Annotated in this window: 17 protein-coding genes; 12 read left to right on the top strand and 5 right to left on the bottom strand. The window is 39.2% G+C overall.

Going from position 1 to position 21,852, the window contains the following annotated elements:
• Positions 1–4: 4 nt before the first annotated feature.
• Together KJS36_RS10700 and cysK are read right to left on the bottom strand one after the other, a co-directional pair.
• On the bottom strand, positions 5–1,648 hold the full coding sequence (locus KJS36_RS10700; RefSeq protein WP_213536911.1) for a peptide ABC transporter substrate-binding protein: 1,644 nt from the start codon (positions 1,646–1,648) through the stop codon (positions 5–7).
• A gap of 145 nt (positions 1,649–1,793) precedes the next feature.
• On the bottom strand, positions 1,794–2,717 hold the full coding sequence (gene cysK, locus KJS36_RS10695; protein ID WP_213536910.1) for a cysteine synthase A: 924 nt from the start codon (positions 2,715–2,717) through the stop codon (positions 1,794–1,796).
• Between the two features lie 250 nt (positions 2,718–2,967).
• Here cysK and KJS36_RS10690 point away from each other — a divergent pair, with 250 nt between their 5' ends.
• A complete protein-coding gene (locus KJS36_RS10690) occupies positions 2,968–4,026 on the top strand; it encodes a LysM peptidoglycan-binding domain-containing protein (protein ID WP_213536909.1) in 1,059 nt (352 codons plus the stop codon).
• 191 nt (positions 4,027–4,217) lie between these two features.
• Here the strand turns inward: KJS36_RS10690 and KJS36_RS10685 are convergent, their stop codons facing one another.
• From KJS36_RS10685 to recU, 3 genes are read right to left on the bottom strand one after another with little or no spacing between them, the layout of a single operon-like run.
• Complete coding sequence (locus tag KJS36_RS10685; protein WP_213536908.1) at positions 4,218–4,841, bottom strand: MBL fold metallo-hydrolase; 624 nt, start codon at positions 4,839–4,841, stop codon at positions 4,218–4,220.
• Positions 4,842–4,849: 8 nt separating this feature from the next.
• Positions 4,850–6,901: a transglycosylase domain-containing protein gene (locus KJS36_RS10680; RefSeq protein ID WP_213536907.1), complete on the bottom strand. Its 2,052-nt coding sequence runs from the start codon at positions 6,899–6,901 to the stop codon at positions 4,850–4,852.
• Positions 6,888–7,559, bottom strand: coding sequence for a Holliday junction resolvase RecU (gene recU, locus KJS36_RS10675; RefSeq protein WP_213536906.1), 672 nt, complete (start codon positions 7,557–7,559; stop codon positions 6,888–6,890). Before recU ends, KJS36_RS10680 begins: the two co-directional genes overlap by 14 nt.
• A gap of 71 nt (positions 7,560–7,630) precedes the next feature.
• Between recU and KJS36_RS10670 the strand changes: the two genes are divergently transcribed.
• The 11 genes from KJS36_RS10670 to KJS36_RS10620 all read left to right on the top strand — a co-directional run bounded on the left by KJS36_RS10670 (position 7,631) and on the right by KJS36_RS10620 (position 21,563).
• Positions 7,631–8,155, top strand: coding sequence for an SLOG family protein (locus tag KJS36_RS10670; protein WP_213536905.1), 525 nt, complete (start codon positions 7,631–7,633; stop codon positions 8,153–8,155).
• A 147-nt stretch (positions 8,156–8,302) separates the two neighbouring features.
• On the top strand, positions 8,303–8,695 hold the full coding sequence (gene spx, locus KJS36_RS10665; protein ID WP_213536904.1) for a transcriptional regulator Spx: 393 nt from the start codon (positions 8,303–8,305) through the stop codon (positions 8,693–8,695).
• A gap of 12 nt (positions 8,696–8,707) precedes the next feature.
• The gene (locus tag KJS36_RS10660) at positions 8,708–9,007 is read left to right on the top strand and encodes a UPF0223 family protein (RefSeq protein WP_213536903.1); all 300 of its coding nucleotides are present in this window, start codon (positions 8,708–8,710) and stop codon (positions 9,005–9,007) included.
• Between the two features lie 9 nt (positions 9,008–9,016).
• Entirely contained in the window at positions 9,017–9,805 is a 789-nt protein-coding gene (locus KJS36_RS10655) for an inositol monophosphatase family protein (protein ID WP_213536902.1), read from the top strand.
• A gap of 115 nt (positions 9,806–9,920) precedes the next feature.
• Positions 9,921–11,198: a UDP-N-acetylglucosamine 1-carboxyvinyltransferase gene (gene murA, locus KJS36_RS10650; RefSeq protein WP_213536901.1), complete on the top strand. Its 1,278-nt coding sequence runs from the start codon at positions 9,921–9,923 to the stop codon at positions 11,196–11,198.
• Positions 11,198–11,383, top strand: a complete 186-nt coding sequence (locus KJS36_RS10645) for a DNA-directed RNA polymerase subunit beta (RefSeq protein WP_213536900.1) — start codon at positions 11,198–11,200, stop codon at positions 11,381–11,383. The genes murA and KJS36_RS10645 overlap by 1 nt, the downstream gene beginning before the upstream one ends.
• Positions 11,384–11,486: 103 nt before the next feature.
• Positions 11,487–12,722: an MFS transporter gene (locus tag KJS36_RS10640; RefSeq protein WP_213536899.1), complete on the top strand. Its 1,236-nt coding sequence runs from the start codon at positions 11,487–11,489 to the stop codon at positions 12,720–12,722.
• A gap of 156 nt (positions 12,723–12,878) precedes the next feature.
• Entirely contained in the window at positions 12,879–14,162 is a 1,284-nt protein-coding gene (gene tig, locus KJS36_RS10635; RefSeq protein WP_213536898.1) for a trigger factor, read from the top strand.
• A gap of 550 nt (positions 14,163–14,712) precedes the next feature.
• Positions 14,713–18,225 (top strand): beta strand repeat-containing protein, encoded by a 3,513-nt coding sequence (locus tag KJS36_RS10630; protein WP_213536920.1) that lies wholly within the window; start codon positions 14,713–14,715, stop codon positions 18,223–18,225.
• A 131-nt stretch (positions 18,226–18,356) separates the two neighbouring features.
• Positions 18,357–18,935, top strand: coding sequence for a helix-turn-helix domain-containing protein (locus KJS36_RS10625; RefSeq protein WP_213536897.1), 579 nt, complete (start codon positions 18,357–18,359; stop codon positions 18,933–18,935).
• 42 nt (positions 18,936–18,977) lie between these two features.
• A complete protein-coding gene (locus tag KJS36_RS10620; RefSeq protein ID WP_213536896.1) occupies positions 18,978–21,563 on the top strand; it encodes a WxL domain-containing protein in 2,586 nt (861 codons plus the stop codon).
• The last annotated feature ends 289 nt before the right edge of the window (positions 21,564–21,852 follow it).

Raw genomic sequence — 21,852 nt, 5'->3', positions numbered from 1 at the left:
ATAATTATTTTATTTCTGCGTTGCGCAAGTCGTAAATCATTGCTGAATTGACTTCGGAAACGCCTTTGAGTTTTGGACTAATCAAAATTGGTTTTGCCTCGGTATCCAGTGGATTAACATTTGCTTGCTCGTAAATCGCTTGCTCGGCATCTTTATAATCAGCGTAGAGTTTTGCAGGTTGTGTGATATCAGGTACAGTCGTTGCACGCTTATAAGCAGTATCAAAAGCAGAATTGCTGAATTTCCCATCATTCATCGCATTTCCTGTCACAAAATTTCCTAAGAAATCAGAAGGTTCGTTGTAATCTGCGCCCCAACTTGAAAGAATGATTTGGAAATTGCCATTTTGTGCATCTTTCAAACGTTGTGCTTTTGGCACAAGCATCTCATTGATTGTCAAATCTGGCAGAGCATTTTCAAGAGAAGTGCGCAAATAATCGACTGCAGACTTGTGGAAAGCATCATCACTATCACCTTCTAAGGTCAAAGTCAGTGATTTCAAATGTTCTTCGGCTAAGCCTTCTTTGAAAAGTTTTGCAGCCTCTGTTGCGTTATAAGTGTAAGGTTGCGCAGCATATTTTGCAAAATCTTCACCATTTGGTGCAGTATCAAGTCCGTTTGGAGTGACTGTTTTTACTACTGAAAAGTAAGGTGCAGCAGCGTTTAACAATCCTTGACGATTGGTTGCCAGATTAAGTGCTTCACGGATTTTTAAGTTTGTCAAAGCAGGAATTTTTCCTGATTGATTGTATTCTAGTTCGTCAATACGTGGCGCAGGAAGGATTTTGAAACCTTTTGTTTTCTTATTTGCTGAGACAAGTGAAGGTGTATCTAAGATTGCAATATCTAGTTTTCCTTCTTTGTAAAGTTGTGCTGCTGTCGTTGTATTTGTGATGACTTGATAAGTCACACCGACTGCTTTAACTTCTTTTGCATCATAAAAATTAGGATTTTTCACAAGTGAAAATGTTTTGTTTGAGCCCGTCCAACCTTTTGAGCCTTTGGAAAATTTGTAAGGGCCATCGTAAAGTGTTTTATCAGAAGTTGTTCCGTAAGATTTTCCTTCTTTTTCTACGAATTTTTGATTCAATGGATAAAAAGCTTGCTCTGTCATCAACTTTTCAAAATAAGGTGTAGGTTGCGCCAAGGTAATAATCAGTTTGCTGTCGCTGACTGCTTTGATACCAAGACTTGAGACAGGTGCTTTTCCCATGTTAATTGCTTGTGCATTTTTCACAGGATAAAGAGCTGCGGCATATTCAGAAGCTGTTTTTGGATTGATTGTACGTTGCCAACCATAAACGAAATCATGAGCAGTCAATTTCGCACCATTTGACCATTTCAGATTTGGACGCAAAGTTACCGTGTAAGTCAATCCATCTTTAGAAATAGCGATTGACTGTGCCAAATCATTTGCAACTTCAGCGTTTTTATCGAAGCGAACCAAGCCAGATTCAACATTAAGCAAAGTGTCAATCGAATTGACATCGGCAGCGAGTGATGAATCTAAAGTCAGTAAGTCAGAATTTAGACTGTACTGGATATTTTTATTTGAGTTACTTGCGCTTGAGTTATTTCCACAAGCTGCTAGTAATAGTACAGCAGCAAGTGATAGCCCAGACAAGGCAGTGATTTTTAGTTTTTTCATAAATAAATTTTCTCCCTCTTTTTGCATATTTAGTTATACTTGATTTTTGAGATAATGTCAAAGATTCTTTACTATGATAAAGAACAAAAAGAAAAGGAAAACTTTGAAAGTTGTCCTTTTCTTTTGAGTGATAATATGTAATATCTCATTCAAAATCGTAAAGTACAGTTGATAAGTAACGCTCACCATTATCAGGAGCGAGTGCTAGAACTTTCTTCCCTTTACCAAGTTTTTTTGCAACTTCCAGTGCTGCCCAGATTGCTGCACCAGATGAAATACCAACTAAGAAGCCTTCTTTACCGCCAAGTGTGCGTGCTGTAGCAATCGCATCATCAGACTTCACAGGAATAACTTCGTCGTAAGAACTTGTATCAAGATTGACAGGGACAAAACCAGTGGAAATTCCTTGAATTTTGTGTGGACCAGGTTGTCCACCAGAAAGGACAGCAGATTCGCCAGCTTCAACAACATATGTTTTGATTGCTGGATTGGCTTTTTTCAGTGCATGAGAGACACCAGAAATCGTACCGCCAGTACCAGCACCAGCGATGAAAGCATCTAAGCCATCAGTGCCAAAAGCAACCAAAATTTCTTGTCCCGTTGTTTCCTCATGGATTTTTGGATTGGCAGGATTTTCAAATTGTAAAGGTAAGAACCAGTCATTTTCCTCAGCGAGTTCTTTGGCTTTGGCAATCGCTGCATTGATACCGCCAGCAGCAGGAGTCAATACAAGTTCAGCACCATAAGCTTGAATCAATTTGCGACGTTCAATCGAAAAGCTCTCAGGCATGACGATAACGACTTTGTAGCCCAAAGCAGAGCCGACAAATGAAAGACCAATTCCTGTATTTCCAGAAGTGGGTTCAACAATCGTGCCTCCAGCTTTCAAGCGTCCGTCAGCTTCGGCAGCGCGAATCATTGAAAGTGCGATACGGTCTTTGACAGAGCCACCAGGGTTGAATGCTTCGAGTTTTACATAAACGTCAGCGGCATCTTCAGGTGTATTATGGAGCTTCACGATAGGCGTATTTCCGATTAAATCAACGATATTGTCATAAATTTTAGCCATTTATATTACCTCATTATTTTTGTCTATGTAATCATTATAGAACAGTAAAAGTTAAATTGTGCTTTAGTTGTTTTATATTGGTTATAAAAAATTTTTATAGCAAATTGTATATTAAATTAAAAAAATGAAAGAAATGAAAGAAATCGCTTTACAAAAGATATAAAAATAGTTATACTAAACTTAAGTAGATTTTATTTTGGGATGATGATTCACTGTAAAGGGCAGTGAAATACATGGATTTGGAGAATAAATGAAACGTAAATACAAATTAGCTCTTGGAGCATCTATTGTTGCTTTTTCAGCTGTTGGAGGGATTCGTGCGCACGCTCTATCTGTGCAAGATATTGCCAATGCAGCAACACCAGTAGCCAATGAATATGGACTTTATCCATCTGTAATGATTGCTCAAGGAATTTTAGAAAGTAGTCATGGACAAAGTAGTTTGGCAAACACTTATAATAATATTTTTGGTGTAAAATACTACTCAGGAAGTCCAGTTTATCTGCCAACTCAAGAATATATTGACGGCGTCATGCAAGATGTGATGCAGCCTTTTCAGTCGTATTCTTCACTTTATGAAGCTTGTTTAGCGCAAGCGCAGATTTTACGTGGCTCGAGCTTGTATTCAGGTGCTTGGCGGGAAAATACTTATTCTTATCTTGATGCGACAGCTTGGCTTCAAGGACGTTATGCAACTGACCCTGCTTATGCTTCAAAACTCAATGCTTTAATTTCGGAATACGGCTTGACTGCTTATGATAATGGTGGGACAAGCTCTGCTATTTCTACAAGTACGAGTTCTGCATCGGGTGCCACTTATACTGTTAAAGCAGGCGATAGTTTGTCGGCGATTGCGGCAAATTATGGGACAACGGTGGAAGCACTTGTTTCAGCAAATGGCTTGGCAAATGCAAATGCTATTCGTGAAGGGCAAGTGTTGACAGTTTCATCAGGTGTTTCAGCAACTTCACAGACAAGAAGTAGTGTCTCATCTGGCGATATTTATGTTGTGCAATCTGGAGATAGTTTGTCAGCTATCGCTCAAAAATTTGGGACAACGGTCTCTAATTTGTTGAGCATGAACCAGCTCTCTAATGCGAATAGTATTCATATTGGCGAAAAAATTTCTGTACCTAGCGCGGCAAGTTCTGAAACGACGACAAGTTTTAGTCAATCTTATACAGTTCAAGCGGGTGATAGTATTTATTCGATTGCTCAGGCACATGGAATGAGTGCAGAACAACTTGCAGCTATCAATGGGATTGAATTGACACACACTATTCAGCCTGGTCAAACACTGCAACTATAAAAAACTTTTTGACAGTTCTGTCAAAAAGTTAGGCTTCAGAGCCAACCTTCTCGGACAGGCTGAACTCATATTGTAAATGTGAGTTTGTAGTCTGTCAAAAATAAAATGAGTAAAAAATTTTTTGACAGTTTTATCAAAAAATAAATCCGTTTATCAGAAGTGATAGACGGATTTTAAATTGTAAATTTTGGTTATAAAAATGGATTATAGTGTTTTTCCTGATGGATTGTAGTGACAGAACCGTGTCCGGGCAGGATTTGATAATCATCAGGCAGACTAAAAATTTCTGTGCGAATAGAATTTAAAAGCTGTTCATGATTTCCAGTTGGTAAATCCCAACGTCCAATAGTATTGCGAAATAAGCTATCACCAGAAAATACCACTTTTTCCTCGGGGAAAACAAGACTTACTCCGCCAATAGAATGTCCCGGCGTATAGCGCACAGAGAATTTGAAATCAGCTAAAGTATAATCTTTACCAATCTGATAAAAATGATTGGCTAAAGGCACAATAATGGGCTGATGAAGTAAAGTCATAGAAGCATTGAGTGTAGCATTTTGTGGGAAATCTTTTTCAGCTTCATGAAGAAAAATAGGAACATCAGGAAATTGCTCAACCAGTGCTGGCAAGCCCCAAATGTGGTCAAAATGTGCATGAGTCAATAAGATTGCTGCCAAAGAAAGATTGAGTATTTTCAAGTGGGAAAGCAAGCCGTCGCTATCATTCCCGGGGTCAATCACGAGACAAGAAGAAGAATTACTCAGAAGATAAGTATTCTCCTGAGCAATTTCATTGATAATTTTTTCGATTTTCATTATTTATTTTAGTTAGTGACGGAAACATTAGTGCCACTTTGAGTAATTCCAGTAGGAACATTCCAGTCGGCAATAGAGCTTGGGTCAGGATAAAGTTGTGTCATCATCGAACGGAAAACGTCTGTGGCAATATCCGTATTTGCACCATAAATAGGTGTCATACGATTTTTATAGCCCGTCCAAACAGCCATTGAATACTGTGGTGTGTAGCCCACAAAGTTTTCATCAGGTGAAACCATACCAGTGAGATTAGTGTGTTCTTGCTCAATTTGAGTGATTTCACTGTCAGTGTAGTTTGATGTTCCTGTCTTACCAGCGATTGGCAATCCTGGAACATTTGCATTTGAGCCGACAGATTGAGAAAGTGGCAAGGTCAGAACACCTTTGAGCATATCTGTGATAACATAAGCAGTTGTGGCTTTCATTGCTTGGGAACGTTCTGGTTTGTAATTGACTTCTTTACCATCAGGGTAAACGATTTTTGTGATGTAGTAGGGCTTTGTATAGACACCGCCATTTGAAAATGCAGCATAAGCAGCAGCCATTTTTTCAGAACTTGCACCATATTCATCTCCGTTTTTACCTTGATTTGGTGTATTACTGGAAATAGCATTTGCCCATTGAAGTGGTGAAAGGTCAATTCCAACGTGTTTCAAGAAGGTTGAGGAATTATCAAGACCAACAGCAACTAAAGTTTTAACTGCTGGAATATTACGTGAGAGGTCAAGTGCATTTTTCACAGTTAGTATTCCCATGTATTGATTGTCCCAGTCGTTAAGTTGCGTGCTTGTTCCCGGATAATAATAAGGGCCAGTATCAGCAATCGTATTAGCTGTTGAAGTATAAATACCATTTTCAAAAGCTGGACCATAATCAACGAGTGGTTTCATCGCAGAACCCCAGTCACGGTCAGTTTGCACGGCTTGATTGTAGCCAAATGTAACATCTGCTGGTTGATTGCGTCCACCAATTTGAGCAACGACTGCACCCGTTTGGACATTGATAAGTGTTGATGCGACTTGTAAATCATTGTCGGTAAATGGTACGTAGTTTGTGGTATTGACGATATTGTACAGATTTTGTTGCGCTTGACTGTCCAAAGTTGTATAAACTTTTAAACCAGCATTTGCAGAATTTTCACCGGTAATTTGGTCGGCTTGTGCGACGGCTTGTTTGAGGAAATTATCATCTTGCGCTGGAATTGTAACACTTTGTTTAAGTGGTTGAAGTCCATCAGTGACAGGAGTCGCAATCGCTGATTTCTCTTGTGCTGCTGTGATTTTTCCGTATTTGTACATAGCATCAATGACGAGATTTCTGCGCCAAGTAGCGGCTTTGGGATTGGTATATGGATTGTAAGTGGTTGGTGCTTGTGGCATTCCAGCAAGGAGAGCGAGCTGAGCAATGGATAAGTCAGGAAGTGACTTGCCATAATAAGCTTCGGCAGCTGTTCCCATTCCATAATAACCGTTTGCCATGTTGACTTTATTGACATAAGCAGTAAAAATCTGCTCTTTTGTCCATTTTTGGTCGAGTTCAAGTGCCATCCAGGCTTCTTGGACTTTGACACGCATATTTTGGTCACTTGTTTTTGTTGAGAAAAATGAGAGTTTGATGAGCTGCATATCCAAAGTGGAGCCACCATTTATCGAACCACCAGAAGCATTATGAAGAAAGGCGCCAGCGATACGGATTGGGTCAACACCACGAGTGCTGAAAAAGCGATGGTCTTCTATGGAAGTAACAGCGTTTACCAGCATGACAGGGATATTATTTGTTTGGACGAGATTGCGTTGCTCACTTCCCATTGTGGCGATGACATTTCCTTCGGAATCATAATATTTGGTTGAAGGGCGAGAGGCAAGTTTGCTGAGTTCGAGTTCTGGCGCATCTTTTGCATAATAAGCAAACACAGCACCAGCAGCGACAATTCCTAAAATAATAGCGGAAAAAGCAAGAATAAGGAATATTTTTAGTGTGGTTACCCAGGGATGTCTCTTAGGTTTAGAGTGTCCATATTGGGATTTTTTAGTTTTCTTAGAAATCTTAGTGTACCTCACAGAGTTTTTTTACGATGTCCAAATAGGGAATTCTTGGGATTTGGTTCGTGTTGATGAGCAGTGCGTGCTCATGAATGTAGCTCATAGGAATGGATTTTAGTCCATGTTTTTGATGATAAAATTCTATCAAATTTATCGACGGAAGTAAATAGGTTTCGTTAATTGTTGCAAAATGAAGGAGAACAAACGCTATTCCTTGCTGTTTGAGGATATTTTCCATATGTGTGATTTGATGCTCATGGAAATTTTTAAGAGGAAAAGCTGTCTTTTGCTGCGTTTCCTTGGCTTCAAAGTCAATGTAATGTCCCTGCCAAACGCCAGAATAATCGGTTGTTGATGCCTGTCGGAAATAAGCTTCAGTGATTTTTGCTCGACTCCGTTTGGGATAATCAACTTTGACAATCTGTATCGGTGTCGGTTTTTTGTGAATAACTGCAAGTCCGTGCGCGAGGTAATAATCATTGGTAGCATTGATTTCCGCTTCAAAATTCATGCCTCGTTTGCCAAATTCGACAGTGTTGAGACTTAAATTTTTTTTGACAGTTCTGTCAAAAATGTTTTGTTCATTTTTTGAACTTACAGGCGTAAAATGTAGTGCTGGACTGGATTTATTTTGCCCACTTGCTGGGCGTGCTAAGCCTTTTGGATATTTAATCATGGGAATTACCTTTTTATGTGAATAAGTTATATAATAGATTATAGCATAAATTTTACGAGGATATAGTATTTATGAACACGCTTTTAATAACGGGTTACAGTAGTTTTGATTTGGGAATTTTTGATGAGAAAGATATTAAAATCACAATTATCAAAAAAGCAGTCAAAAAAACGTTGGAATATTATTTGGACAATGGTCTGAAATGGCTGATTTTTACTGGTGCGCTGGGCTTTGAATATTGGACGTTGCAAGTTGCCAAAGAATTGCAAGCTGACTATGATTTTCAGATTGCGACCTTATTTGATTTTGAAACGCATGGAGAAAATTGGAATGAGGCAAATCAAGCAAAATTAGCAGAATTTAAAAATGTTGATTTTGTCAAATATGCTTATCCTGCTTACGAAAATCCTGGACAGTTTCGTCAATACAATGAATTTTTATTAGAAAATTCTGAGGGAGCTTATCTTTTTTATGATGAAGAAAATGAGACAAAATTAAGATTTTTGATTGATAAAATGAGAAAAACTGAAGAATATGAACTTGATTTTTTAAATTTCGAAAGGTTACAAGAAATTGCAGAAGAAATGAATGAATGACTAAATTTTTTTATCAGTTTGTCAAAAATGATTATCTGCCCTTTTTTTGCGTCGTCAATTTTGGTATAATAAACCAAGTAATGAAAAAGTTTGACAGTTTTGTCAAAAAATTTTTTACTGAAAAAGTGATAGGAGTAGGAACTACAAGTGATTGATTTATATTTATCCCCATCATGCACCAGCTGTCGGAAAGCGCGTGCATGGCTTCAGAGCCATAAAGTTCCCTACGTGGAACACAATATTTTAACACAACCGATGACAACGCAAGATTTGCGAAACATATTGACAAAAACAGAAAATGGCACGGAAGACATCATCTCAACACGCTCAAAAGTCTTTCAAAAATTGGCTGTTGATGTTGATAATCTCACAATCAATGAATTGATTGATTTAGTGACAGAATTTCCAAATTTACTGCGCAGACCGATTATCACTGATGATAAGCGCCTGCAAATCGGCTTTAACGAAGACGAAATTCGTGCATTTTTACCGCGCGGTTATCGTCGTGCCGAAATGGAAAATGCTGTAAACGAAGGTTAAATAATTTTTAGAATGAAAGAAAACTATTCATATCCACTTGATTTGACATGGAGTACAGCTGAAATGACAGTCGTACTCTCGTTTTTTAATCAAGTTGAAGCCTATTACGAGACAAAAGTTGAACGTGAAAATTTTTTGACAGCTTATGCCGATTTCAAAAAAGTTGTTCCATCAAAAATGCAAGAAAAGCAGATAGGACGCGATTTTGAGCTGACAAGTGGCTACTCAATTTATAAAGCTGTCAAAGAAGTACAAAATGCTCCAGAAACACCAACTAAGCGCCAAGGCAAGTTTTTGTCTGGTAAAAAATAGAGGTGACACGTGAAAAATTTTTTGACAGAACTGTCAAAACTTGATTTGGCAAAAAAATGGATACACGAAGCTGGCGAATTTCTCAAAGCACACATGAATGAGCCTTTAGAAATTTCTGAGAAAACACGATTTGATGATTTGGTGACAAATTTTGACCTTACGGTGCAAAAACAACTTGTCGCACAGATTAGCAAACATTTTCCTGCGGACAAAATTCTCGCCGAAGAAGATGAAGATGGGCAGAAAGTCAGATTTAGCAAAGAAATCGCTCATTTATGGCTGATTGACCCGATTGATGGCACGACAAATTTTATCGCACAAAGAGACAATTTTGCCATCATGCTCGCCTACTATGAACACGGCAAAGGCAAATTTGGCTTAATTTTCGACGTCATGAACGATAATCTTTACTGGTGCGACGACGAAAATGCTTATCGCAATGAAACACAACTCAATGTACCAAACATCGACTTGCAGCACAGCTTGCTCGGAGTCAACGCTTATATGTACCGAACAAATAAAGCTGGACTACTCGATTTGAGCCAGCACAGCCTTGGTGTCCGCGTTACAGGAAGCGCCGGCATCAGTTACACACAGATTTTAGATGGCAAACTCATCGCCTATTTCAGCAATCTCCAGCCTTGGGATTATGCCGCAGGAACGATTATTTCTGAAAAATTGGGCTACGTCACCAGAAACCTCTCAGGCACACAACCAAGTTTTGACGGACGCGAAGAAGTCTATACAGCCCCAGCAAAATTACTTCCAGAAATTCAAAAATATATCAAAATGACCTAAAAAAGAATTATAAAATTGTCAAAAAATCTCATAAACAATTTGACAGCTTTGTCAAAAAAATTGTGATACACTTAGCACACAAATTTAAAAAATTAGGAAAGAGAAATCATAAAAAATGGATAAAATAATCGTAAAAGGTGGCAATACAAAGCTCCAAGGCGAAGTTGAAATCGAAGGCGCGAAAAACGCCGTTCTCCCACTTCTTGCAGCCACACTTTTGCCCAGCGAAGGCGAAATAGAACTTCACAATGTTCCCATTTTAAGCGATGTTTTCATGATGAATCACCTCGTAGAACATCTTGGCGTTGATCTCTCATTCAACCAAGAAACAAAAACAATCATCGCCCAAGCAGGCAAAGAAATCAAAATCAAAGCCCCTTACGAATACGTCAGCAAAATGCGCGCCTCGATTGTTGTTATGGGGCCAATTCTCGCCCGCAACGGAGAAGCACGTGTTTCCATGCCTGGTGGCTGTTCCATCGGTTCACGCCCTATTGACCTTCATCTACGTGGCTTTGAACAAATGGGTGCTGAAATCACGCAAAACGCAGGTTATATTGTAGCCAAAGCTGATAAACTTAAAGGCGCCTATATCTACATGGATTTCCCATCCGTCGGAGCCACGCAAAACCTGATGATGACAGCCACTTTAGCAGACGGTACAACCACTCTTGAAAATGCCGCCCGTGAGCCAGAAATCGTTGACCTCGCCAACCTCCTCAACAAAATGGGAGCCAATGTTAAAGGTGCAGGAACAGACACAATTATCATAAAAGGTGTCGAAAAAATGCACGGTGCCCGTCATTCTGTCGTTCAAGACCGGATTGAAGCAGGCACATTCATGGTAGCCTCAGCGATGACCCAAGGAAATATCCTCATCAAAGAAGCCGTACCTGAGCATAACCGTCCCCTCATTTCCAAACTCAGCGAAATGGGTGTCCAATTTATCCAAGAAGAAAACGGCCTTCGTGTCATCGGCCCAGAAAGACTCAAAGCAGTGAGCGTAAAAACTCTCCCACATCCAGGCTTTCCAACAGATATGCAATCACAAATGACTGCCGCCCAAGCTGTTGCTCAGGGAGAAAGCACAATGATTGAAACCGTCTTTGAAAATCGTTTCCAGCACCTCGAAGAAATGCGCCGTATGGGCTTAAACGTAGAAATCACAAGAAATACAGCCCTTATTCAAGGAACAAAACAACTTCAAGGTGCCGCAGTAAAATCAACAGATCTTCGCGCATCAGCTGCCTTGATTTTATTAGGATTGGTTGCTCAAGGACAAACAACCGTCCGTAAACTCAGTCACCTTGACCGTGGCTACTACAAATTCCATGAAAAATTAAAATCACTCGGTGCAGATATTGAACGCATCAGCGAAGAAGAGGAAGACTAATGTTTAAAAGAACCATTAAATTTTTAGGAGTCAGAGTTTCCCTACTCATTCTGGTTGCAATTTTATTGGTAATAGCAGGCGCATTAGGTCTCATGTTAGGCTATGGAATACTTGGTGGTGGTAGTCCAATGCACGTTTTCAGTCATCATCTTTGGCAACAAGTCTTAGACAAATTAAATTCCTAAAAAACATTCAGCGTAAAGCTGAATGTTTTTTAATCTACATTCTAACCGCAAATTACATTTCCGCAAGTTGAAACGTAAAGCTTTTAAATGCTATAATTTAATCATGAGTAAAAATACAGATGACATATACAGTACAGAAAAAGAAGCAAAGCGTAATCTATTTGTCCTATGGTTTGGTGTTTTCATGGCAGGAGTAGGATTTTCAGCTTTCATGCCCTTTCTCCCTCTCTACATAGAACAACTCGGACATTTCAATACTTCCACACTTAACACATTTTCCAGCATTACTTTTGCTGTTACCTTTGTGATGACAGCTATTATCTCCCCCGTTTGGGGAAAACTCGCCGATAAATACGGCAGACGTCCAATGCTTTTACGTGCCTCATTAGGAATGGCAATCGTTATCGCCGCTATGGCATTCGTAACAAATGTTTGGGAACTTATTGCTTTACGTGCCATTCAAGGCTTGTTTGGAGGTTTTATTTCTAATGCGACTGCACTTATTGCAACACAAACTCCCAAAAATAAAGCAGGAAAAGCTTTAGGGATTATTGTCACAGGAACTACATCAGGACAACTTATAGGACCTCTCATTGGCGGTATTATTGCCTCAGCATTCTCCTATCGTGGAACTTTTCTTATCACAGGCGCTCTCCTATTTCTCGTTTTTATCTTGACCTTTATTGCTGTTACTGAAACGCATAAACCATCAGCTAGCTCTAAAATAAGCACAGAAGACCCTCATCCCTTCAAACATCTGGCAAATAAAAACCTCTTAATAGGAATGTTTCTGACAACCACAGTTATCCAGATTGTTAATACTTCCATCAATCCCATCATGGCACTTTTCGTTCGTGAGATTAACCATACACATTGGAGTACCACTTTGCTCGTTGGTATTGTAGCCGCCATGCCAGGCATTTCCACTATCATTGCCGCACCACGTTTTGGAAAATTAGGCGATAAAATTGGCCCACAATATGTTCTCATGGGAGGATTTGTCCTTGCTTTTCTTGTACAGGTACCAACAGCTTTCGTATCAAGTATTTTTCTTCTCATGTTTTTCCGACTAATGATAGGTATTTCAGATGCGACAATGCTCCCACAAATCAATTCTCTACTAACAAAATCCGTCCCTAGAGAAATGACCAGTCGTATCTTTGCCTATAACCAATCTTTTTCATCAATAGGAAATGTTATTGGCCCAATCGTTGGAGCAGTTATAGCAAATATCTTTGGTTACAGAGGGATTTTCATCTCAGGAGCCATTTTTATAGCTCTTAACTTCATTCACTTCCTGACAACTACCAAAGAAATGAGAAATAAAAAATCAGTTTAATTTATTTCTTATAAACAAAATAAGAGGCTTTTACTGCATAAAATGACGAATTTCAACATTATTTCCAATCAAGCACTTGAAAAAATCCCGATTTTATGCTATCTTTAGAAAGTATGAAATTCTAAGCTCAGAGCTTAAAATAAGGAGAATCTATAAATGACTGCAAGTTTTGAAAAAACTGGCGTAAACAATGGTACGCTCACATTTTCAATCGATCAAGAAACAATCAAAAAAGGGCTTGATAAAGCTTTCAATAAAGTAAAAGGCAATATCTCAGTTCCTGGCTTCCGTAAAGGTAAAATTTCACGTCAAATGTTCAATCGTATGTACGGTGAAGAAGCACTTTACGAAGAAGGTTTAAACGCAATTCTTCCTGATGCTTATGATGCAGCAGTAAAAGAAGCAGCTATCGAACCTGTTTCACAACCAAAAATTGATGTTAAAAAAATGGAAAAAGGTTCAGACTGGGAAATCACAGCAGAAGTCGTTGTAAAACCAGAAGTTGAACTTGGTGATTACAAAAAACTCGAAGTAACAGTTGACACAACAAAAGAAGTAACAGATGAAGACGTAGAAAATCGTCTTAAAGCTGAACAAAATAAACTTGCTGAACTTGTTATCAAAGAAGAAGCTGCTGAAAATGGCGACACTGTCGTTATTGATTTCACAGGTTCAGTTGATGGCGAAGAATTTGAAGGCGGCAAAGGTAATAACCACAGCCTCGAACTCGGTTCAGGACAATTTATCCCTGGCTTTGAAGAACAACTTGTAGGAACAAAAGCAGGCGAAGAAGTCGAAGTGAAAGTAACTTTCCCAGAAGACTACCAAGCAGCTGAGCTTGCAGGCAAAGAAGCTGTATTTGCAACTAAAGTCAATGAAGTAAAAGCAAAAGAAGTTCCAGAACTTGACGATGAACTTGCAAAAGACATCGACGAAGAAGTTGAAACATTAGATGAACTTAAAGCAAAATTCCGTAAAGAATTAGAAGAAACAAAAGCTGATGCTTATGATGAAGCACTCGAAACTGTCGCTATCGAAAAAGCAGTAGAAAATGCTACAATCAAAGAAGTTCCAGAAGAAATGATTCACGAAGAAGTGCATCGCGCAATGAATGAATTCCTTGGCGGAATGCAACAACAAGGTATTTCACCAGAAATGTACTTCCAAATCACTGGTACAACAGAAGATGACCTTCACAAACAATATGAAGGAGACGCAGACAAACGCGTTCGCACAAACCTCGTAGTTGAAGCCATCGCTGCAGCTGAAAACTTTGAAACAACTGACGAAGAAGTTAAAGCAGAAGTTGCAGACCTCGCTGAACAATACAATATGCCAGTTGAACAAGTTGAAAAACTTCTCCCACTAGATATGTTGAAACACGACATCGCAGTGAAAAAAGCTGTAGAACTTATCACTTCAACAGCAGTAGTAAAATAATTAAAAATAAAAAGGAACATACTTTGACGTGGTTCTTTTTATTTTATCGTCAAGTAAATAAAACACTAAGAATTTTTTCGTATTATAAAGCAATAAAACACATCAAAAATTTGATGTGTTTTATTTTCTGATAGAATAATTATAAATTAGAGAATGTCAGATAAAAAGTACAAATAAAAATAAAGATAGAACAGACTGCGCAAAACGAGTATTTACGAAAAACTCAAGTTTTTCGTAAATACTACGAATAATACTTATAGAATTAAAAATATACATATTCTTTATATAAGTTATTACATCATTATTATTTCATATTGTTTTTAAAATGTCAATAGTTTTACTAAAAAAATATATTTAAACATAAATTAAAAAGCATATAAATATAAAATGCTTTGATGTTTATTTTTAAATCTATTTGTCACAGTAAAGCTAAGAAAATTTTTAAAAAAACATTTACGAAAAACTTGAGTTTTTTGTATATTTGTTTTTAACTATTGGCTTATTTATTTTGTTAAAAATAGTCATATTCTGATACATTTAGGAGGAAAGAATGCTTTTTTCAAAGAAAGAAACAAAACTCACTCATTTCCGTACATGGAAAACAGGCAAAAAATGGCTTTATGGAGCGAGTACTCTTGCACTATTAGTAGGTGGAACAGTGATAAGCTCTCACATACAGCCTCAAATTTTTGAAGTTCGCGCTTTTGCAGCAGACACAAACAATCCGACGGATACGTCAAGTTCGGCGAATCCTAATAGTAATGTCAATAGTGTCGCCTCATCAATGACTTCTGCAACAAGCGGTGCAAGTAGTGATTTATCTTCTGCAGTTTCTAATGCCAATTCTCAGGGAGTGATTACGTCAAGCAGCACAACAGATATTACAGTATCACTAGCTGATGGAAGTTCTTATGCTAGCTCTGTTACGAGTTCGATTGCCAGCAACTATGAGAGTCAAGTCTCTAGCCTCTCAGCGATTGCCTCTGAACAATCTTCTCTTAATGGTAGTTATGCAGCAGCTTCTAGCGCTGTCTCCTCTGCTAATAGTGCAGCTAATTCTACAGCTACAGCTTTAAGCGAAACACTTTCCTCAGCCATTTCAGAAGCAGAATTATCTGCATCAGCAATTGCTTCAATGGGGAATGTTTCCTATACAACGAGTGATATAACGGTCACACCAGATTACGTCACGGTTAGTAGTGGTGCTACAGCTTCAGAAATTGCTTCCGCTGCTTCCTATAATGCAAGCTTGTATTCATCGGCAGTTTCCTCAGCAATGGAATCTTTAGCTTCTGAAGTAAGTTCAGTGAGTTCATACATGAGTTCAGCGATTGCAGCCACTAACCCTTCCTCAGCTGGGAATTTTACAGTTACAACTGGTTCGGTAATGTCACAAAACTTTGTTTTGAATTCAGATGAAGTAGATTCTAGTGCTCCCACAGTTTCAGACAGTAATGCGACAATTGCTTCAGGGACAATTACGACTTCTACAGGAGGAACTTTTACAACAAACGAAGCAACGAGTTTAAATCCTGCAGGAACCAATTATACATCAAACTGGGGAAATACATCCTACAATACGGGAGGTTATGCTATTGATAACCTTAGTGTTGGAGATACTGTTACTAAAACTTGGCAAAATATTGGAACTTTAAACGGTGAGGAAGTGAGTGCAACTGTTACAGTTACTGTGGGACAATTAGCAGGAAATTTATCTCACGGATGGATGACTGTATCTGATAACTTTGGGACCTTTATGACGATTAACAATTTTTCAGGTAATTTTCAAATTCAATATACTTGGGCCTCAGGGGCTAATGCTGGGGAACCATTAACTTTAGCAGATATTAATACAATGTCTATTTTGGGGGCATCATTAACGCCAACCTATAGTAATGGATTAACTACAGAGACTGAATACATTACTACAGCTGATGCAACAGGTGCTATTTTATCTAATGACCCTAATTATCCTGCTCAAGTGGGAGCAATCACTGTAGATGGTGCTTCTTTAGGGCTTCCTGATGGTTTAAACACAATATTTGGTGCTCCTGATGGCAGCACAAGTACTGCTGGCTCTAATGACGCGAAGCCCAATTCTTTCGCCAAGGCACATGGTGTATCTTTCGCTCAATTTACTAGCACTACACCTACATTTTATTTTGGAACATATAATTATTCTACGGGGGAATCTTATGCTGAAGCCAATCATCTAATGATGTCTGCTGCTTTAGCCTATACTCCTGCATTTGTAACAGTAGCTGTACCAGATATCGTAGCACCAACATTAGAAACACCTACAGCTCCCACCGCATTAACGGCAAATTATGAAGTATTTGATGCCACAGTCACAGCTACAGCCCCTACCATTAATGCTCCAGCAACAGAAACAGGAAGTATTAATACACCACTTGACCTTACTCAAGGAGGACAGGTTACAGGTGAAGATAATGGTACTATCTATGATTATCCCAATTCAGATGTTGTGGTTACTGTGACAGACCCTTCAGGTAATACAACGACCCTCCCAGTTGGAAGTATGACCTATACTCCAACGAGTACGGGAAATTATACCATCACTTATACTTATACAAGTGGTAACGGAACAGCAAGTGCCAGTACAAACATCGCCATCACAAGTCCAATGACTGGAACAGGAAACGAAACAAGTGTGCCAGTGAATACTCCAGCAACTTTAAAGAATATAGTAACTCCCTCAACAGGAGCCAGCATCACAGACGTGAGTGTAGGAACAGCGACGGGTCCAGATGGAAATCCTATTCCAGCAGAAGATATCAGCGCTACACCAGATGGCACAGTAACTTTAATCGGGCAACCAACTCCAGGCGCCTATACGATTCCAGTGACCTACACAGATAGTGCAGGGAATACAGTGACGGTGGAGGATATCGTTGTCGTTTCTCCAGACCCAATGACTGGAACAGGTGATGAAACAAGTGTGCCGGTGAATACACCAGCAAGTCTCACCAATACCGTGACTCCTTCAACAGGAGCTACAATCACAACAACAACAGTAGGGACAGTGACAGGTCCAGATGGTACGCCAGTTCCAAGTAGTGATGTGACAGCTAATCCAGATGGTACGGTAACTTTAGCTGGTCAGCCAACACCAGGCACTTACACAATTCCAGTAACTTATACTGATAGTGCGGGTAATACCGTAACTGTCAACGACATTGTTGTTGTTTCTCCAGCCCCAATGACTGGAACAGGTAATGAAACAAGTGTGCCAGTCAATACACCAGCGAGTCTGACGAACACAGTGACACCATCGACGGGTGCTACGATTACAACCGCAACAGTAGGCGCAGTGACAGGTCCAGATGGCACGACAGTCTCAAGCAGTGATGTAACAGCTAATCCAGATGGTACGGTTACCTTGAGTGGACAGCCAATACCTGGAATCTATACCATTCCAGTCACTTACACAGATAGTGCAGGAAACACTATAACAGTAAATGATATCGTTGTCGTTTCTCCAAACCCAATGACTGGAATAGGAGGTAAAACAAGTGTGCCAGTAAATACTCCCGCGACCTTGACGAATACAGTGACACCATCCACAGGTGCAACCATCACAGGTGTAAGCGTAGAAACAGTAACAGGTCCAAATGGCATAACGGTTCTAAGCAGTGATGTGACGGCTCATTTGGACGGAACGGTTACGTTCAATGGACAAACAATACCAGGTACTTACAGTTTTGATGTTACTTATACGGATAGCATCGGAAATACCATCACTGTTCATGATACGGTTCTTGTTTCTGAAGTCGTCCTTTCTAAGGAGAACACAAAGACTGACCCTTCCGCTTCCCCACAAATACAGTCCACACCAGTTTCTCCCAAAAAACAAGCTAATGTCACTCCTTTGGCTCAGAATGTTTCCCCCTCTCCTGTTAGCGCTGGCACGACAGGTCTTCCAAAAACAGGTGAAAATATGAAGCAAGAAAGTCTCCTTAGTTTGTTGGGACTTCTATTTATGGGAGGAACAGTAGCTATCGGAAGAAAACAGAAAAAAGGAAATAAATCCTTTAAAAAATAATCCTTAAAGTTTCTAGTATTTGGTAAAGTCAAGACTAGCGTTTAGACTTTACCAGCTTTAGTACTTGCACAAATGAGATTCATGAAATCCTTTATTTGTACAAGTGCTAAAACTAAAGAGAAAGGAAACTTATGAAAAAAGTTAGTTATAACGGAAAAATATATCCTTCTTATGCAGCCCTTTCACGTACTTTTGGTCTTAGTGCTGCTCAAACGATGCAACGATTGAAAAAGGAAATTCCTTTAGAAGCGCCTTGGCATACGGGAAATAAAGCACGGCCTATTATCTATCATGGAAAGTATTATCCTTCTAAAAAGCAGTTAGCAGATGCTTTAGGGCTAAGTCCCTCAAATTTAAGTCGGCGATTAGAAAGAGGCATTCCTTTAGACACCCCACTAGGACAGCATGTGAATATGAAGCATGGAATAGAAATATGTTATGGCGGGAAAGTTTATGCTTCTCAAACTATTTGTGCTCAAGCCTATGGTATAAGTCTTTCTCAATTGCGTGAGCGTTTAGCAAAAGGAATTCCACTTGAAAGTCCCAATATGCGTGGCAAACGCGGAGTTCTTTCTATTATTTATGATTCACAAGTTTTTGAAAGTAAAACAGCTTTAGCAAATTATCTTAATATCCCCCTTTCAACCCTGACACACCGCATAAAACAAGGAAAGATAGTGATAGAGATTATTCCTCTCACTAAAAATTAAAGGAGCACGAGCAGCTTCTTCCAATTGGAGAAAGGAGAACACATGAAACAACGATTCAAAAAAAGGACGCTTAAGTTTTTTCTATTAGGATTGGGAATTTTTTCTCTTTTACTTGGCTTTAACTATTCTTCTTATTTATCGGGAGATGCAGAAGTAACGGCTCCAATACTGGTAGCTGGGCAGACTTCGGTTAATGATAATGCTAGTCCAGACCAGCTTAAATATTCTTCAGATTATTTTCAAGAAGATGATAATTTTAGTCAATTAGGGTCAACAAATGTTTCAATTACTCGTTATATAGCGACGAACAAGTTCCAATTTTGGAATAATTCTTCGGGTGGTTCTATTGATTATAATATTTTAAATAATAAATTTAACATGACACAGCCACTATCTCTTCAAGGTTTGACGATGGGAACAGATAGTCGTCATGTGGATACCGTTGGAACGGGAGGAAGTGGGAATTATGCTTCTAATGCTGGAGATGCGCTTGGCTTGATTCTTACAGGCAGTAATGTCGCAGGAGGACAAGGTGGTGGAGGTCTTGGACTTTATGGACTTCCAAATTCTTACTTTTTTGGTCGTGACTTTTTTGTGAATTCTTCCATCACAAATAGTTCAGACACAACAATAGATAATTATTTCGGAGTAGCGGATAGTCATACGGCAAATGGAAGTATCGGAACGGGACGTGGTTCTCGTATGGACCAGGTAGCTATTCGTTCTACAGATGCTTCAGGAAAGATTATCAATGGGACAATAGGAGGAGAAAAAACAGACGTTGATAATTTTAGCGTTCCTTTAAATCAGTTGTGGGCCAATCCAGAACTACCTACGAGTTCAAACTATCCAGTTGGTGCCGTTGGTGTGAATCCAATGACTGTTACAGCAACTGCGACAGGTACTCAGGACGCTTTAACAACGGATAGCTTTTCTGGAGGTGATAGTTATAACCTTTCTTGGCAACCCACGAGTCAAAATTCAGATGGGACGATGAATGGAAATCTGACATTTACTTTGGTGGGAAAAGCGATTGCTTATAGTGACTTTCCAGGGAATGCAGCAAGTTATCCGAGTTCAGTGACATTGAGCCAACAAGTCACCTCGATGCCTCGGAATATGTCTTTTGGAATGGTTGCTTCAACGGGTTCACAATATTCTATTTTAACGGCTTATACAGGTAATGCTGTATTGACAGCTTATTATCCCACTCAACCTGTTGTTGTGCATTATGTCAATGCAATCACAGGAGAAACAATCGCTTCTGATTCTCAGATTACTTCGCGTATTGGGGATGCTGTAGGTGTTTATCACTCAAACTCTACAGCACCGAGTGCTTCTTATGACTATCAGGTTCCTTCTCTTGCTGGTTATACCCCAGTTGCCATAGGAACTGGAAATTCTCTCCCAAGTAGTGGTACGCAAGCTTCCCTAACGACAGAAGATTTTGTAAATGGAAGTGAAAGTAATCCGAATATCATTACGGTTGCTTATCAACCTAACCTGGAAACAGCTCACTTTGTTTCTTACTATACAATAGGCACACCGGGGACGGGAAGCTTGGTAGATTCAGTCACAGGCTTGAGTGCTGGAAGTCCAAGCTCTCATCAATCCTTTGTTTCTGGGAATGCTTCAACATTATCTCCTCTTGTTCCTTCTACAATAGATGGCGAGTTTTCGACTTCTATTTCCCCTATTCCTAGCCTGAGTGTTCCAACAGGTTATCATGTCGCAGAAGTTGTTGGCCCTGATGGGACAAATGGTCAAACTTATCCTGACCTTGCATCAGCAGTAGCTAATAATCCTACTTTCAGTGATTCTTCTTTAAATAGTTGGGCAAATTATTTTATAGTTTATCTTTCAGCCAATGCTTCAACAGCAACTTTTAGTTATCAATATATTGCAGGAACCCCTTCGACCGCACCTGCACTTCCATCTGTTCCAGAAGAAGAAGGACTGACAGGTGGAGTGATTGGAAATCCAAGTAGTCGGCTTCCAGCTTTACCTGATGGGGCAAGTATTCAGGCTGTTATTGGTCCAGATGGACAAAGTTATTCTAGTTTAAGTGAAGCTTTGGCTTCTGGAACGAATCAGTATTTTTCTTCTTCAGGTCATTCTTCCTTTACTTTAGAGGTAAGTGCGGCAAGCGTTCCTATGTTGGATACAGTTCCCGATATTCATTTTGGAACTCAAACTTTAAAGAGTGGGGAGGCCACTTATGAGACAAAGGATATTTCCCCAGGATTGCAAGTGACAGATAATCGTTCGACTGGACAGAGGTGGTCTGTGAGTGTGGAAATGAGTCAACAATTTTCGTTGGAGAGTGAAGAAGATAATGAAGTGGGAGGAGTTATTAGAGGAGCAACTCTCACCCTTGTTCCAGAAAGCCTAAGTCCATCCTCTGATTCAGAAAGTGGGAGTCCTTCGTTTTTTCCAGTTGATTTAACCGCAGTATCAGAAGACGGAGGAGGAGAAGTTGTGATGAATGCTTCTTCTGGAGAAGGGCGAGGAAGTTGGAATTTAAACTTCTCAAATGCTTTGTTAATAACATCTTATCCAGCGATTCGTACAAATGTTTCTTACACAGCCACGCTTTTGTGGTATTTAAATGATGTACCACAAAATTAAAAAGGAATAGCTGAAACTATTCTTTTTTAATTTTTAGTTGATTAGAAGGAAGAAAAAGCAGCCAGAAAAACATCTGGCTGTTGAAATGGAATTTACTTCCCTATTGCAAAGGAAAGTATCTTTAAAGAAAAATAAAAAGTTTTTCTTTAATACTATTATAACGAACAAAGCAGATAATTAGAAATGATATACTGAGGAACAAGAAAGAGCAGTATATCAGTGTTTGAAGCCAATAGACGAACAGCAAGGGAAAAAAAATCAAAAATGCGTGCTTAATTCTTGACAGGGG

The sequence above is a fragment of the Lactococcus nasutitermitis genome, assembly GCF_018403765.1.
In the GTDB taxonomy this organism is placed as follows: domain Bacteria; phylum Bacillota; class Bacilli; order Lactobacillales; family Streptococcaceae; genus Lactococcus; species Lactococcus nasutitermitis.
The sequence above is the reverse complement of the archived record's forward strand: the minus strand, read 5'-3'. Positions and strand labels throughout refer to the sequence as shown.